The organism is Pseudomonas sp. GV085 (genome assembly GCF_003050925.1).
Classification (GTDB): Bacteria; Pseudomonadota; Gammaproteobacteria; order Pseudomonadales; family Pseudomonadaceae; genus Aquipseudomonas.
The window spans coordinates 555938-572517 of the sequence record NZ_QAOV01000001.1 but is presented as its reverse complement, the minus strand read 5'-3'; the positions used below and the strand labels follow the sequence as shown (position 1 = coordinate 572517).

Sequence of the window (16580 nt, the reverse complement as noted above, 5' to 3'; positions counted from 1 at the left end):
TCCCTGCTCATCGGAATGTGGCGCTTGCCCCGGCTGTTCCCTAGACTGTGCTCCATGCAGGGCAAGCGCTGGCGCGTGCGAGGTTCATTGATAAATGGGCCTAAAGTTTTCCAGGGAATGGCCGAAACCATGGCAAGCGTCCAAATTCCCAGAGGTTTTTTATCATGGTCATCGATTTCAGCCGTTTGAACAGCTCCTCGTCCCTTACGGGCAGTACACGTACCAGCGCCAACAAGGAAAACGCCGAAACCGGCAAATCCGCGCCGCTGGAGTCCGCGGCCGAACAGGCCGGTACCGTCAAAAGCGGGGAATCGGTACATCTCAGCGATGAGGCTCAACAGTTGCAGAAGGTTACTGACAAGCTGCGCGATCAACCTGCCGTCGACAACGCCCGCGTGGCCGAGTTGAAAGCAGCGATTGCCGATGGCAGCTATAAAGTCGACAGCAACCGTGTAGCCAGCAAACTGCTCAACTTCGAAGCCCAGCGCTAGGCCAACGCCAGCGCCAGGCTTTTGGACGCTTAAAACCCAAGGCCAGCCATGCACGACACTCATTTACTGCAACTGATCACCGACGACTTTGCTCCAGCGCAACACCTGCTGGAATTACTGCAGACCGAATCCCTCGCATTGCATGGCCGCGACATGCCATTGCTCGAGAACATCCTGGCGCAGAAACAGGCATTGATCGTCTTGCTCGAACAGCATGGCCGCAAGCGCAGTGAAATTCTCGCCAGCCTCAACCTGCCGACCAACCGTGGCGGTCTTGAGCAACTGGCCAGCCAGTCGAGCATTGGCGAGCAGTTGCTGGCGCAAAGTGACGTGCTGACCGATCTCCTGGCCCAATGCCAGGCCATCAACACCAACAACGGCCAGTCGATCCTCACCCAGCAGGCCGCTACAGCCACCCAGCTGAAAATCCTCAACGGCGGTGAAACCCCGGCGCTTTACGATGCCAGCGGAACATTCTCCAAGCTTGCCAAGCCGCGCCCGCTCAGTCAGGCATGAGCCGGTCAATGCCCCCGCTCTATCAAGACGCGCAACATACTGGCAAACTGCTATCCTGCCGTAGTCAAATTTTGTCTGGAGATTGATTAACCGTGTCCAATGCCTTATCCGTGGATGATGCTCCGCAGCCACCCAAGGTGCTCTCCACGCCCTTGGAAATCTCCAGCAACCTGCGCCAGCTGCTCGAAAGTCATGACCCGCTGATCATTACGTTCCACGAGCGCAGCCAGCGCTTCCAGAGCTACCTGGTGGACCTGGACCGTGACAGCAATATGATTGCCCTGGACGAAATGATTCCCCGTGATGGCGAGCGCTACCTGCTGGCGGGCGAGCCGTTCAGGGTCGAAGGCTTCCACGAAGGCGTACGCATTGCCTGGGAATGCAACGGCCGATTGAACATCGACGAATCCGCTGGCAGCCGCTGCTATCGCGGCGCCCTGCCCGATGAAGTGGTGTACCACCAGCGCCGTAATGCGTTCCGTGCGGCACTGAAGCTGGCACAACTGGTCAACGTCAACCTCGACGGCGAAAAAATCAAAGCCTCCATCAGCGGCAAACTGCTGGATATTTCCGCTACCGGCTGCAAACTGCGTTTCGACGGTGACATCACCGGCAGCCTGCAACTGGGTCAGGTCTACGACCGCTTCAGCGCCGACCTGCCCTTCGGCAAGATGACCGCACCGGTCGAGTTGCGTTATCTGCACTTCGAAGAAAAGATCTCCACCACCTTCGCCGGCGTTCGCTTCCATAACATGAGCGGGCTGGTGCAGCGTCAGGTCGAACGCTTCGTCTACCAGTTGCAACGCGAAGCGCGTCGCTTCGACAAAGACGATCTCTGATAGAGCGGCAACAAAAAACGGGCAGCCCCTTGCGGTGACTGCCCGTTTTTTTGTGCCCTGGATTTAAGGCCTGACCTCGGTAAAGCTTTGCTCGCGCCCCGAGTCAGGGTCTTGCGGCGGTTGATCGGCTTCAGGTTCGGCAGGCGACTCCGGATTCACCGGGTTGCACATCTGCTCCTGCACCATCTGCTCATCGACCCGCGGGTCGAGGCAGGCCACCAGTGGCGAACTCGTCATATTGTCCGGCATGGCCACGTGATGCAGCGGTGCGTCGTCGACCTGATGCAGGTTGGTCACTGCTTTCGGGCGAATCCGCCATACCAGCACCAACGCAAAGAAACTGAAGAAGGCATAGAGCATCTGGCTGCCAAACAGCTTCATCAGCACGCCTGCCACCAGCGGCCCGATACTCGCGCCAACGCCGTAGGTCACCAGCAACATTGCCGTCAGGGACACCCGGCGATCGCCTTCGACATGGTCATTGGAAAACGCCACCGCCAACGGATACAGGCAGAACTGCACCAGCGAACAGACAAAACCGGCGATAAACAGAACCTCCAACGGCACCTGCGGCATGATCGCCAGCGGCAGTGCAGCCAGGGCCAGGCTGAAGGCGAAACTGCGGATCAACACGGCCCGATCATAGCGGTCGGACAACCAGCCCAACGGCCACTGCACCAGCAGCCCGGCAAAAATACAGCTACCCATGAACAGCCCGACCAGCTCCGTGGACAAACCTTGCTGCGAGGCATACAGCGGCGCCAGACCGTAGAACGAACCGACGATCAGCCCTGCCCCCAGCACCGTACTCAATGACTGCGGCACACGCTTGATAAAGAACCGTGGTTCCATCGGTGCCGGGTGCAGCGGTGCCGGGTGGATCCGCCGGGTCAGGGCCACAGGCACCAGGCACAGGGCGAAACACAGGGCGACCAGCATCAGCAGCTCCAGCCCCAGCGCCGGGTGCATGACCAGAATCAGTTGCCCCATCACCAGCCCCAGGTACGAGGCGATCATGTAACCGCTGAACACCAACCCGCGTTGTTTGGCTTCGGCCTGCTCGTTCAGCCAGCTCTCGATCACCATGTACTGGCACATCATGCCGAGGCCGACGATCACCCGCAGGAACAGCCAGGCCGGCAGCCAGTCGATCAGGCCATGGCCCAACACCGCCGCGCCGACGATTCCGGCACAGGCCGAGTAGGCCCGGATATGCCCGACCCGGGCAATCAACCGGTGACCGATCTTGCCCCCCAGCACCAGGCCGAAGTAGTTGGCGGCCATCAACGCACCGACCCACAGGCTGTCGACATGGTCGGCCGCCAGGCGCAGGCCCAGGTAAGTACTCAACAGGCCCGAGCCGATCAACATCATCAGCGAGGCGAAATACAGTGCTCGAAAGGATTTCCAGATTTGGCGCATCGGCGTTCCGAGCGGCTCCTTGCAGTGAGAATCGGCTGTCGCTAAACGATAGCCGGATGTCGACGGATCGTCAGGCCTGGGCTGCTAAAACACGCCGTTCCCAGGGAGTAATTTCATTATGGAAACTGCTCAGCTCCAGAGTCTTCGAAGCGATGTAGCCTTCGATGAATTCCACGCCGAACAGTTCCTTGGCCAACTGGCTACGTTTCAGACGCTCCAGTGCCGCATGCAAGGTACAGGGCAACGAAAGATTGTCCGGCACTTCGAACTCCCCCTGGATCGGCGTGCTCGGCTCTAACGCGTTCTCGATGCCATGCAACCCCGCCGCCAGGCTTGCGGCAATCGCCAGATACGGATTGGCATCAGCGCCCGGCAAGCGGTTCTCGACCCGACGGGCCACCGGCAAACTGGCCGGTATGCGCAAGCCGGCGGCCCGGTTGTCATAGGACCAGCAGGCATTATTCGGTGACGCGTAAGGATGGCACAAGCGCTGATAGGAGTTCACGTTCGGCGCAAACAACGCAGTGAAGTCGGCCATGCACACTTGCTGTCCGGCAATGAAGTGACGGAAGGTTGCCGTCTCCTGCCCCGCCTTGTCACTGAACACGTTTTTCCCCGAATCGATCTCGACGACACTCTGGTGAATATGCATCGAACTGCCCGGCGTATGCGCCAGCGGCTTGGCCATGCACACCACGCTCAGGCCATGCTTGAGGGCAACCTCCTTGAGCAAGTGCTTGAACAGCAACGTCTGGTCGGCCAGCAGCAATGGATCGCCATGCAGCAGATTGATCTCGAACTGGCTGACACCCATTTCGTGCATGAACGTATCGCGGGGCAGCCCCAACGCCGCCATGCATTCGTAGACTTCATTGAAGAAGGGTCGCAGCCCATTGTTGGAGCTGACGCTGAACGCCGACTGACCATCCTCGCGACGACCATCCAGCCCCAGCGGTGGCTGGAACGACTGAGTCGGGTCGGTGTTGGGCGCAAAAACGAAGAACTCAAGCTCGGTCGCCACCACAGGCGCCAGGCCGCGGGCCGCATAACGGGCAATCACGGCCTTGAGCTGACCACGGGTCGACAGGCTGGAGCTGGTGGTGGTGCCCAGTTCATTCGCGTCGCAAATAGCGAAGCCCCGCGGTGGGTGGCTCCAGGGCAAGCGGTGGATTTGCGCCGGGTCCGGGATCAGCGCCAGGTCGCCATCATCGCTGCCGTAAAAACGCGCCGGCGGGTATCCGCCCATGATGCATTGCAACAGCACGCCCCGCGCCATCTGCAAACGTCGACCGTCGAGAAACCCCTCGCAGGTCATCACTTTGCCCCGTGGAACGCCATTCAAATCCGGCGTGACACACTCAACTTCATCGATGCCCGTCAATCGCTGCGCGAGTGAGCTCAGGCCAACGGTGGTCATGACGCAATCCTTGTTATTGTACGGGCCGCGAACGGCGATCGTACAAAATAGGCTCCGCGTGTTCGGAATTTCAAGCAGCCCTCATCAATAAAGACGCAAAATCTCCTACGACAAACAGTCAGGGCAGGTAAAGACGGAACACCCCACCGCCCAACGGACCACCATTGCCGATTTCGGTGCGTCCGCCGACGCCATTGCGCTGATGCAACGCGGCAATTCGTCCGGCGAAGTACAGGCCCAGCCCGGTGCTGCCGGTACTTTGATTGATGCCCTGCACGTAATCGGCCTGGTGCTCGATCATCTGCGCCGGATACCCCTGGCCATCGTCATTGATGGTCAACACCAGTTGCCCGGCTTCGTCGCTGACGCTGATCAAAACGGCATGCCGTGCAAAGCGGATGGCATTGTTGATGCAGTTGGCCAATACCGACGCGATCAACTCACGATCGAAGAAACCCAGCGGGCTCAGCGGGTCCACTTCATAGGTGGCCATGATGCCGCGGCTGGCGAACACTTCCTGATGGCAAGCCAGTTGCGCTTCGATGAAGTCGTCCAGTTCATGGTAAGCCGGCTGCAACGGCATCTGGTTGACGCCCAGCTTGTACAGCCCCAACAACTGCACCAGCATGCCGTTGAGGTGGGCAAACTCGAAGTCGATCACGCCCTGCTCCGGCGTCTGTTGCGCCGCCTGCGGCAATCGCGCCAGCCACTGGCTGTGGGCCTGCATCAGCATGGCCAGCGAGTTCTTCATATCGTGCACGGTAGAGGCGATCACCGTGGAGAAATCCAGTGCCTGCTCATTGTCGTTCATTGGCCAAACGCCTTGCTTTTCAGCTTCTGGTAACGCGGATAACGCGCGTCGGAGTCGGGCATCAGGCCGACCATTTTCAGGCAGGTCCGACATTCTTCCAGCTCCGCTGAAGGAACGCCGGTATCGGTGCCGTGCAACAACGACTGCGCCAGGTTCAGGGCGATACTGATGTTCTTCGGCTGCATCGCCAGGGCCTTGCGGAACACCGCTCGCGCCTCCACCAGATTGCCGGTCTTGTACACGCGCACGCCCTGACGGTTGAGTTCAGCGGCGGCGGTGCCGGAGTTGAGGATGCTCGGGTCGTCGGTCTGCTTGGCGATGTCCTTCATGACCACAGGATCGTCGCCGTAGATTTCCACGCAGTTTTTCAGCATCGCGGTACCGGCCTCGGTCTGCCCGAGCATTTTCAGCTGTTTGGCCACCAGCAACGCCGCTTCGGCGCTCATGAATTGCTCCATGCCATCCAGACGCAACAAGGCTTGCTCGGTGAGCTTGTCAGCCGTCTCGGCATCGTTGAGCAACAGACTGGTGGCCTTCATCAGGCGTGCGCGGATTTGCAGGCCCGGATCGGAAGGGTTTTCCTTGGCCACGGCGCTCAATGTGGTATTGATTTCCAGGCGGGTCCGCGTGTCCAGGCCTCTTTCACTTCCTTTGCTGATCAAGGCGTGGGCCAGGCCGAGGTTGCTCTCGGCATCCTTGAACCGCGACTGCGCACCCTGGCTCACAGCCTGGCGATAGGCCTTGGCCGCCGTGTCGAAATCCTCGTTGGTCATCGCCAGCTTGCCCAGCAACGCCTGGCGGCGAACCGCCAGTGGCGACAGGCGAATCGCTTCCTCCAGAACACGCTGTGCACCCTTGGTATCGCCTTCCGCGATCAGCACGTCCGCCATGCCGTCATACAGCGACGGCATCATCGGGAAGACTTTCAGGGCTTTTTCGTAAATGCCTTTGGCCTGCGCGACCTGACCGCGCTTGAACAGCAACTTGCCCAACCCGGCAAACGCCCATGGCAATGGGCGGTCGGCGATGATGCCGTCGTACAGGCGCTCCAGCGCTTCGTTCTGATTGAGGTCGCGCAGGGCATCGGCGCGATAGCGCAGGCATAGTGGCGAATAGCGGATGTCTTGCTTGCACAGGGCGATGCAGGCGTTGAGCACCTCCATTGGCTTGCCCCGGTCGAGGGCCTGCAGGATCGGTTTGAGCAGGGTCTTGCGCTGCTCCAGGCGCTCCAGGCGCTGGGCCAGGCTGGAACGGTTGAACGGCTTGGTCAGGTAGGCATCGGGTTCGTGCTCCAGCGCACTGAGCACCATGGCCTGGCTGGTTTCGGCGGTGACCATGACGAACACCGCTTCATGGCTGATCAGCTTTTCTTCCATCAGGTCTTCGAGCACCTGTTGGCCGTTCTTCTTGCCGTCGCCCAGATGAAAGTCTTGCAGGATGAAGTCGTATTGCTTCTGCGAGCACATTTTCAGCGCCTGCTCGCCGGTATCGGCAGTGTCCACTTCCTTGACGCCCAGTTCGCGCAGCATCGACCTGACCGAACTGCGGAAGTCCGAGAAATCATCGACGATCAGAAAACGCTTTTGGTGATACGACAGCATCGAAGATTTCCAGGCAATTTAAGAAGAAGAACCCAAAGGCAAATACACGGACGGACTCAACTTCGCAGCCCTTGTTTTGGCGCGCAGATGATAACGGGTGGCACTAGGCTATCAACCACCTTCTCATAGCGATGAGGCCCCCGAACCAACCGCAAAGGCAGAATGGCCCCTGACTGTCCGGGTTATCGGCCAGCAGTGGCGTTCCCTTGAGAATCTTCCCCTGCCGCAGACTCTAAATATTTGAAGGCTCTAGCGAAAAACAGGATTATTCTGGTTTATCGATTTGCACTTTTCTCCTTCAGGACTCAAGCGCAAGACCCCCAGCGCCAAAGGACGACCCCATGAGCACACCCTCCAATACCGTTCCAGAGCGAAAGGCCCTGAGCCCAAGCACGCTGGACTTTCCGGTGGTGGGGATCGGCGCGTCGGCGGGTGGGCTGCAAGCGATCAAGCGGTTCTTCGAAAACATGCCGCAGGACAACGGCATGGCCTTCGTGATCATTCTTCATCTGTCTCCCGACCACCAAAGCTTCGCCGACAAGATCATCCAGGAATCGACCAAGATGCCGGTCCTGCAGGTCGGCAGCACGGTGCCTATCGAAAAGAACCGGGTCTACGTCATTTCGCCGGCGCAACAGCTGAACATGGATGACGGCCTGCTTGAGGTCAGCCCTGTCGATCCGCGTCTGGGACGTCACTCGTCGATCGATCTGTTTTTCCGCGACCTGGCCGATGTACACCGTGAGCGCGCGTTCTGCCTGGTGCTGTCGGGCACAGGCTCAGATGGCGCGGTCGGCCTGTCCCGCATCAAGGAACAGGGTGGCATTACCATGGCCCAGGTGCCGGAAGACGCCGAGTTCGACGGCATGCCGCAAGCTGCCATCGATACGCACATGGTCGACTTCGTGTTACCGGTCGTTGAAATGCCGCAAAAGCTGCTGGAGTTGTGGAGCAACGCCCGGGAAATCAAACTGCCCACGGTCAGTGATCAGGGGATGCAGAGCATCGCCCCGGCGGCCGAGCGCGATACCGCGGCAGCCGAGCAAGTGCTGCACGACATTCTGATCCAGCTGCGCACCGGCACCGGCCATGACTTCAAACACTACAAGCGCGCCACCGTGCTGCGGCGTATCGAACGCCGGATGCAAGTCACGGCGCAACCGGACCTCGTCTCCTATTACAAATTCCTGCAAAACAATCCCGAGGAAATCAAGGCACTGCTGGGCGACATGCTGATCGGTGTGACCAACTTCTTCCGAGACCGCGAAGCCTTCGAAGCTCTGGAACGGGATGTGGTGCCGCAATTGGTCAGCGCCGCCACGGCATCGGCGCAATCGGAGAAAAAAGAAGAAATACGCGTCTGGTCCGCTGGCAGTTCCACCGGCGAAGAAGCCTACAGCCTGGCGATGCTGCTGCACGATCAGATGCAACTGGACGCCAGCAAAGCCACGTTGCAGGTGTTTGCCACCGACATCGACGAACGCGCGATCAGCTACGGGCGCAGCGGTCTGTATCCGCAAGCGATCGTCACCGACGTGCCGCCGTCACGGTTGCGCCACTATTTCATCAAGGAAAACGACCATTACCGAGTGCGCAAGGAGCTGCGCGAAAAGGTCTTGTTCGCCAAGCACAGCCTGTTGTCCGATCCGCCGTTTTCGCAGATCGACCTGATCGTTTGCCGCAATCTGCTGATCTACCTGGATCGCGAAGTGCAGCGTGAAATCCTCCAGATGTTCCACTTCGCCCTGCGCCCCGGCGGCTTCCTGTTCCTCGGCACGTCCGAAAGCGCCGATGCCTGCCACGAGCTGTTTGCCCCTGTCGACAAACGCAACCGGATCTTCCGTGCCAAAACCGGCACGGCCTCCAGCCGGCGCACGCCCACCATGCCCCGTGGCGGCTACGTACGTACCAATTTGCCCCGGCAGGCCCCGGAAACCGGCGAGCAACGCAAACTGTCGGTGGCCGACCTGCACCACCGCGCCCTCGAACAGTCGGCGCCACCGAGCGTGCTCGTCGATACCAACGCCGACATCCTGCACATGAGCGAAAGCGCCGGGCGTTTCCTGCGGCATGTGGGTGGCGAACTGTCGCGCAACCTGCTGAACCTGATTCTTCCGGAGTTGCGCCTGGAAATCCGCACCACCCTGTTCCAGGTCCAGCAGAGCGGTACTTCGGTCAAGTCCCGCGAGGTGCCGATCAAACGCGATGAACGACGCTACCTGATCGATCTGGTCGCCCACCCCTACAAGGATGAAGCCTCGGAGGGCGAGTACATTCTGGTGATTTTCGAGGAGGTCGAGATCGACCCCGCGCAAGCGTCCTTGAGCACCCAACTGCAAACCGAAAGCCAGGTACTGTCCAATCTCGAGCGCGAGTTGCAACGGACCAAGCTGCACCTGCAAGACACCATCGAACAATCGGAAATCTCCAGCGAAGAGCTGAAGGCCTCCAATGAAGAAATGCAGGCGATCAACGAAGAGCTGCGCTCCGCCACCGAAGAGCTCGAGACCAGCAAGGAAGAACTGCAGTCGATCAACGAAGAGCTGCTGACGGTCAACTTCGAACTGAAAACCAAAGTCGAAGAGACCGACAAGATCAACGACTACCTGAGCAACCTGATCGCCTCGACCGACATCGCCACGGTATTCGTCGACCGCAGCATGCGCATCAAGTGGTTCACCCCCCGCGCCACCGACATCTTCAGCATGCTGCCGGTCGATACCGGACGCTCGCTGCTCGACATCACCCATCGCCTGCACTACGAAGACCTGGCGGCCGATGCGGCCCAGGTCTTCGAATCGCTGAACATGATCGAGCGCGAAGTCAGCAGCACCGACAACCGCTGGTACATTGCCCGCCTGCTGCCCTATCGCTCCAGCGAAGACCACATCGACGGTACAGTGCTGACCTTCATCGACATCACCAAGCGTCGCGCGGCCGAGGAAGAATTACGCCTGGGCGAAGAACGCATGCGCCTGGTCGCCGAAAGCACCCGCGACTACGCCATCATCACCCTCGATGAGCACGGCGTGATCACCAGCTGGAACAAGGGTGCCGAATTGATCTTTGGCTACAGCAAGTACGAGGCCGAAGGGACTCGCTACGATTTCATCTTCTCCGCCGAAGACCGTGCCAACGGCATTCCGGAAAATGAACTGCAAACGGCCCGCAACCATGGCCGTTTCGAAGATGAACGCTGGCACCTGCGCAAGGACGGCAGCCGATTCTTTTGCAGCGGCGAAGTCACCCTGCTCAACGGTGACAAACTTCAGGGCTACGTGAAAATCGCCCGGGACCTGACCGGCCACAAGCGCCAGCATGAAGAGCAGAGCCAGCAACTGGCCGAGACACGCAACACCAGCTATCTCAAGGACGAGTTCTTTGCGGTCATGTCCCACGAACTCAAGCACCCGCTGAACCTGATCCAGCTCAACGCCGAACTGTTGCGTCGCTTGCCGGTGACGAAAAACCTGTCTCCAGCCGCCAAAGCCGTCAATACCATCTGCGAAGCCGTCACCAGTCAGGCGCGGATCATCGATGACCTGCTGGATGTCGCCAGGGTCCGCACCGGCAAACTCAAGCTGCAATCGGTTGCTGTGGACCTGAACAACGTCCTGCGCGACATCTACACCGTGGTCCTAAATGACGGGCACGACATCACGGTCGAACTGCAAGTACCCGCCGAGCCACTGATGACCCAGGCTGACCCGACGCGTCTGGAACAAATCATCTGGAACCTGGTGAACAACGCACTGAAATTCACCCCGGCCAAGGGCCGCGTGCAACTGATCGCGAGTCAGGCGGGCAACATGGCCAGGCTGGATGTCAAAGACAACGGCATCGGTATCGCGACAGAGCACCTCGAACATGTATTCGACCTGTTCGGCCAGGCGGAAAAACAGCACACCTCGCACCAGCGCGAGGGGCTGGGGATCGGCCTGTCGCTGGTCCGCCAATTGACCGAGGCACAACGAGGCACTGTGCAAGTGAGTTCCGGCGGCGTCGGTGCCGGTTGCACGTTTACCGTCTACTTGCCATTGGCCGAGACCAACGGCCAAGCCCTTCCCGCCGCGCCGATCGAAGACGCTTGCGGCAGACTCAGCGGCTTGACCATCCTGCTGGTCGATGACTCCGCCGAGGTGCTGGAAACCTTGAAGATGCTGCTGGAGATGGAGGACGCCCAGGTGATCGCCTTCGACCGTCCGGCGGCGGCGCTGGACGCGGCAAAAAATACCCGGTTCGACCTGATCATTTCAGACCTGGGCATGCCGGTCATGAACGGCCATGAGCTGATCAGCGCCCTGCGCCAATTGCCGCAAGCCAGGAATGTGCCCGCCATTGCGCTGACCGGCTACGGTGCGCAAAGCGATATTCAGAAATCACGGCAATCGGGGTTCAACCAGCACGTTGGCAAACCGGTGTCCTACGATGACCTGATCGACACTATTGAGGCTCTGCGGCACTCATCGACCTGAGGCAACTCAAGTAAGCGCGCTGTACGCAGGCCCGTCGATCGATGGCCTGCAGCAGCCGCTCCTTTTGCTCGGCCCACACCCCCGGATCGACCTTGGTCGAGCGCATCAGTGTCAGTACGGAGGCTTTCGCAGCCTGATACTCGATCCAGGCATCGTCGGACTTGAGCTTCAAACGCTCACGCTCGGTCATTTCCATGCAACGCAGTGCCAGTACCGACTCGTCGGTGATCACCGGCCCCAGGGCCAATTGCACCCGGTGCGGCGCGACGAAGGCCTGGGTCTCGAGCACAATCTCCCTTGCCCGCGCCACGCCCCATCTCAACGCCTGTGCGCGAGGCTCACCGCTGTGCCGGTCATGGGACTCTTCGCTGATCGCCCAGCCATTGCGGCCATAAACCCCGATAAACACCTGAGCAAACCCCAGCAGGCTGATGCGCGCCCGCACCTCGACCTGCACGCCGTCGCCGAGCACTTCTTCATAGGTCTGAAAGGGTAAGCGGGTATTGGTCCAGAGCCAATATCCGGTGCCTCTGTGTCGCATCGATTGCTCTCCACAGATGGAATTAGAAGTAAGGCACAGCCGTCATCGGGTTTCCACGCAAGTCGTCGGCTGATTTCACCAAGCTCTGATTTGCAGCCGGCTCGATCAGGCATGTTTCGCCAGTAAATTGACCAACTCAATATTAGCGCTCCTAACTGCACGCCACTCGTCGATTAATTGACGATTATGATCAGGATCAGACTTTGGTCGCTGGCCACCTTTGGCGAGCCTAATGCCTTGATTTTCGAGGGTTACCCCCCTCCTTGAGAACATCGCTCAGGCCTGCCCGTACCGGGCTTGCATCGAGGCCTGACGGACGGGCAGGCTGGCAGCGCTCCGGGCTGACCTAGACTCCGTTGAGAGGCGCGCGGGAGTCCATCATCATGTGCAATCCACTGATAATTTTTCTTATTGATTTTCTCTCTCGGGCTTTGCCTGCCGTTTGGAAACGCTCGCCCCGCCTGCCGATGCTGTTGGTGGATATGCCCCTATGGCCCGTGGTCGCCAATGCCTGGACAAGCACCATCACCGCCTCCGCGTGTTCAAATCTGTCCTTCAATCGCGGCGCCCCAGCGAGCAAGTTGCTGACCCGGGAAGGCCAGCGGGTGGAGGCCAACGTTGGTTTTTCAAGGGGGTCAGGAAGATGAACACTGACCAGGAAAAGCCAATCGGCGTGATGTTGATCGATTGTCGCCCCCTCGTACTCAAGGGCCTTCACGACTTGATTGATGCCAGAAAACCCCGGATGGAAGTGACAGCCCAGGCCACCACTTATACCCATGCGCTGAATCTTGCCGATCAACTGCGGCCCAATGTCATTTTTTTCAGTTTCTTTCCGGATGCGCTGAATCCACTGGATGTCGTCGCGGGACTCACCCGTAACGCCGACATGAAAGTGCTGCTGCTCAAGGGTCTGTACGAAGCCGTCCCCGCCGCCCAGGCGATAGAGGCTGGCGCTCGCGGCATCGTGCTGGCGGAAGACCCGACAGAATCGATTATCCAGGCCATCCTCAAGGTCCACCACAGCGACATCGCAATGGATAGAGCCTGGGCTGGCGGCCTTTGCGGCTATTCCGCGACCGGGCATATACCCTTGAAATGCAATCGAGAGCAGGCGAAACAGGCGCGGTTGACCCTGCGCGAGAGAGAACTGATTCGCGCCATCGTCGGCGAACCGTCCGCCAAATATGTGAGCATCGCCGGGCGCCTGGGGATCAGTGAGCACACCGTGCACAACCACCTCAGCAACATCTATCAAAAGCTTGATCTCATCAACCGCATCGACTTGCTGATGTATGCGCTCAAACACGGGCTCACCAACAACGAAGCACCGCCCTCCACCTGGGTGGAACTGGAATGAAATTCAAGTCAATACAAGACGGTCTGCCCCTCACTTTCAGGGGGTAGGCCGTCACCCTGTCGCCATCCTTGTCGACGGCCCGGAACAGGGTGCCCCCGGAATGCCGATGTCGTTCTCGATACATCCTGCCGCGTTAACCTGTATCTCCCCCGCCGCGCTCCTCAAGCCCTGTGCTGCTCAATAGTTCACCGCGGATGCGCTCTATTGGAACTGCAGAAAAAATGCGAGGGTGGTTTCCTGGGCCACCCTCGCATCCTTTCACACGCGCAATACCTCAGGCGCTGCCAAAAAAGATGTCGGTATTCTGAACATCGACCCCGACCAGGGTGATGGTCGTTGTTTGTCCACCCGTCTCGGCAACCGTGACGACGCTGTCCGCGCCGGTGTTGTTGATCGATTGGACAACAGCGTTAGGGTCGCCGTTGAGTACCAGCTTGTCTTGCACGCCTGCGCCCACATCGAAGCCGGAGACCTGGTAGCGGTTCTGATTGACTGACAAATCGATGTTGAAGGCATCTCGCTCACCGCCAGTGCCAACCAGCGTGAAGTCAAAGAGTGCGTTGCCCGGATCGTTGGCGATCAGGTTGGCGTCAAACGTACTCGTCGCCGAGTCCCCATCCTTGTCCGTCAGCGTCGCGCTGAACGCCAACTGGACATCGCTGGCCAGGCTCTCGCTCTGCTGCATGAACTGGATCACCGGGATCTTGATCTCGCCTCGGCCCATCGTCAGCTGAACAGCGTCGATCAGCAGCGCACCCTCCTTCTCAATGAGGAAGGACACCTGTCCGCCGGCCTCCGGAGTCAGGGTGTTCACCTCGGTGCGATCCGAAAACGTGCCGTCCTCGTAGAAGATCCTGTAGTACAGATCCTCGGTCGCCGTGTTGTATCCCGCCACGGAGTTGTCGATAAAGACCTTCATGCCCGTCAGCAGGCTCTCCGGATTGATGACGAAACTTTCATCGGCGGCGCTGATTGCCGCCAGGTTATCTCCCTGGAAAAGGTTATTGGCGACGCCAATGCCGGACGTGCTGACGTTCATGGCCGCCGGGTCTATATACGACGGCAGGGGGTTGGTCTGCAGCGTAGCTTCGGTGGGGTCGGGTGCTCCGAGCCCGATGCCGGTCAGGATGTCCGCAGTCGACGCCAGCGCCTTCGCGGAAAAGAACACGATCTCCTCGGATGCCGAAGGAATAGCCGGGTTACTCGTCTGCGGAATCAACAATGTGCGCACCGAGTCCGGGCCGCCGGCATCGAGCGAGCCGTCGGCACTGCTGAGCACGATCGTCGAACTGAAGCCTTGCACCAGATCCAGGGCATAGTGGCCATCGGAATAGGCGGTCAGCGTGTAGTCGACAGTGGTATTGGCCGTTGTAGCGTTGTTGTCGAAATCACCGGTCAAGGTTCCTGCGAATTGGTACGCGCCATTGACATCCGGTGATGGCGACAGCTCGTGGAGCGTGCCGGTCCCGGTCGTGGTCGTGTTGTCTGGCCTGACGAGGGTGAACTGGTTATTGACCAACGAGATATCCAGGCCGGCCGCACCCAGCCCGTCGGCTCCCGTCGCCATATTCCAGAACCCGGATTGCGCAAGGACGCTACCGGTCCCGATCAGGTTGCCGAAACTGAGTGCCGGCCCGTCGTCCTTGAACACCAGGTTCTGCCCGATGTTCAGCGTCGCCTGGGCACTGTCGCCGTCCCCGTCGGTCTGGATCGCCGTCAGCGTCACCAGGTTGTCCGAGGCCAGGCTTGTCGAGTCATCCGGATTGGTGGTGTTGGCATGCACCACGGCCCGGAGTTGGTCGAGCGTGACGCTGCCATTGGCGGCTACACTGACGGTGAACACCAGCAGATTGCCCGTGGCCGTGTGGCCTTCGACCACGCTTCCATTGAGCGACAGGTTCACCGCCTCGCCCGAGGCCGTGTCGGTCAGCCCGGAGGCTCCGGCCACCACGCCCAGCGCATAGGTCAGCGTGCCCGCCCCATCGGCGCCAAACACCGAATTGAAGTTGGCGGCAAAGCTCTGGGTCGCGTTGGTCGCCAGTACCGTCTCGTCCACGGTCAGCGTCGGTTCCGTGCCGGTGGTGGTGATGCTCGGCCCATCGTCCTTGAACACCAGGTTCTGCCCGATGTTCAGCGTCGCCTGGGCGCTGTCGCCGTCCTTGTCGGTAATGGTCGCGGTCAGCGTCACCAGGTTGTCCGAGGCCAGGCTTGTCGAGTCATCCGGATTGGTGGTGTTGGCATGCACCACAGCCCGGCTCTGGTCCAGCGTGACGCTGCCATTGGCGGCGACGCTGACCGTGAACACCAACAGGTTACTGAGGGCCGTACGGCCTTCGACCACGGCACCGTTGAGCGACAGGTTCACCGCCTGGCCCGAGGCCGTGTCGGTCAGCCCGGAGGCCCCCGTCACCACGTTCAGCGCATAGGTCAGCGTGCCCGCACCATCGGCGCCAAACGCCGAGTTGAAGTTGGCGGCAAAGCTCTGGCTGGCGTTGGTCGCCAGTACCGTCTCGTCCACCGTCAGTGTCGGCTCCACGCCGGTGGTGGTGATGCTTGGCCCATCGTCCTTGAACACCAGGTTCTGCCCGATGTTCAGCGTCGCCTGGGCGCTGTCGCCGTCCTTGTCGGTAACGGTCGCGGTCAGGGTCACCAGGTTGTCCGAGGTCAGGCTCGTCGAATCATCCGGATTGGTGGCGTTGGCATGCACCACGGCTCGGCTCTGGTCGAGCGTGACGCTGCCATTGGCGGCCACGCTGACCGTGAACACCAGCAGGTTGTCCGTAGCCGTGCGGCCTTCCACCACAGTGCCATTGAGCGACAGGTTCACCGCGTCGCCCGTGGCCGTGTCGATCAGCCCGCAAGCTCCGGCCACCACGTTCAGCGCATAGGTCAGGGTACCGGCCCCATCAGCACCAAACTCTGAATTGAAGTTGGCGGCAAAGCTCTGGCTGGCGTCGGTGGTCAGTAGCGTTTCGTCCACCGTCAGCGTCGGTTCCGTGCCGGTGGTGGTGATGCTCGGCCCGTCGTCCTTGAACACCAGGTTCTGCCCGATGTTCAGCGTCGCCTGGGCGCTGTCGCCGTCCTTGTCGGTAACGGTCGCGGTCAGG

At 60.1% G+C, this 16580-nt stretch carries 11 protein-coding genes; 5 read left to right on the top strand and 6 right to left on the bottom strand.

Going from position 1 to position 16580, the window contains the following annotated elements:
• The first annotated feature begins 164 nt into the window (after positions 1-164).
• The 3 genes from flgM (at position 165) to C8K63_RS02620 (ending at position 1846) form a co-directional block, all read left to right on the top strand.
• Positions 165-491 (top strand): flagellar biosynthesis anti-sigma factor FlgM, encoded by a 327-nt coding sequence (flgM, locus tag C8K63_RS02630; RefSeq protein ID WP_108215257.1) that lies wholly within the window; start codon positions 165-167, stop codon positions 489-491.
• Positions 492-539: 48 nt separating this feature from the next.
• Positions 540-1007, top strand: coding sequence for a flagella synthesis protein FlgN (locus tag C8K63_RS02625; protein WP_108215256.1), 468 nt, complete (start codon positions 540-542; stop codon positions 1005-1007).
• A gap of 92 nt (positions 1008-1099) precedes the next feature.
• A complete protein-coding gene (locus tag C8K63_RS02620; RefSeq protein WP_108215255.1) occupies positions 1100-1846 on the top strand; it encodes a flagellar brake protein in 747 nt (248 codons plus the stop codon).
• A 63-nt stretch (positions 1847-1909) separates the two neighbouring features.
• On the opposite strand, the gene C8K63_RS02615 is transcribed toward C8K63_RS02620, so the two are convergent.
• From C8K63_RS02615 to C8K63_RS02600, 4 genes are all read right to left on the bottom strand, one after another.
• The gene (locus C8K63_RS02615) at positions 1910-3268 is read right to left on the bottom strand and encodes an MFS transporter (RefSeq protein ID WP_108215254.1); all 1359 of its coding nucleotides are present in this window, start codon (positions 3266-3268) and stop codon (positions 1910-1912) included.
• 70 nt (positions 3269-3338) lie between these two features.
• A complete protein-coding gene (locus C8K63_RS02610; RefSeq protein WP_178086778.1) occupies positions 3339-4583 on the bottom strand; it encodes a glutamine synthetase family protein in 1245 nt (414 codons plus the stop codon).
• 220 nt (positions 4584-4803) lie between these two features.
• Entirely contained in the window at positions 4804-5496 is a 693-nt protein-coding gene (locus C8K63_RS02605; protein WP_108215252.1) for a sensor histidine kinase KdpD, read from the bottom strand.
• The gene (locus C8K63_RS02600) at positions 5493-7097 is read right to left on the bottom strand and encodes a tetratricopeptide repeat-containing response regulator (RefSeq protein ID WP_108215251.1); all 1605 of its coding nucleotides are present in this window, start codon (positions 7095-7097) and stop codon (positions 5493-5495) included. The genes C8K63_RS02605 and C8K63_RS02600 overlap by 4 nt, the downstream gene beginning before the upstream one ends.
• 341 nt (positions 7098-7438) lie before the next feature.
• Here C8K63_RS02600 and C8K63_RS02595 point away from each other — a divergent pair, with 341 nt between their 5' ends.
• Positions 7439-11572, top strand: coding sequence for a CheR family methyltransferase (locus C8K63_RS02595; RefSeq protein ID WP_108215250.1), 4134 nt, complete (start codon positions 7439-7441; stop codon positions 11570-11572).
• Here the strand turns inward: C8K63_RS02595 and C8K63_RS02590 are convergent.
• Positions 11541-12113 (bottom strand): hypothetical protein, encoded by a 573-nt coding sequence (locus C8K63_RS02590; RefSeq protein ID WP_108215249.1) that lies wholly within the window; start codon positions 12111-12113, stop codon positions 11541-11543. The genes C8K63_RS02595 and C8K63_RS02590 overlap by 32 nt on opposite strands.
• A 643-nt stretch (positions 12114-12756) precedes the next feature.
• Between C8K63_RS02590 and C8K63_RS02580 the strand changes: the two genes are divergently transcribed.
• Positions 12757-13473: a response regulator transcription factor gene (locus tag C8K63_RS02580; RefSeq protein ID WP_108215247.1), complete on the top strand. Its 717-nt coding sequence runs from the start codon at positions 12757-12759 to the stop codon at positions 13471-13473.
• A 274-nt stretch (positions 13474-13747) separates the two neighbouring features.
• Here C8K63_RS02580 and C8K63_RS02575 read toward each other — a convergent pair.
• Positions 13748-16580: DUF5801 repeats-in-toxin domain-containing protein (locus C8K63_RS02575; protein WP_256594883.1), on the bottom strand; the 2833-nt coding region annotated here is incomplete at its 5' end.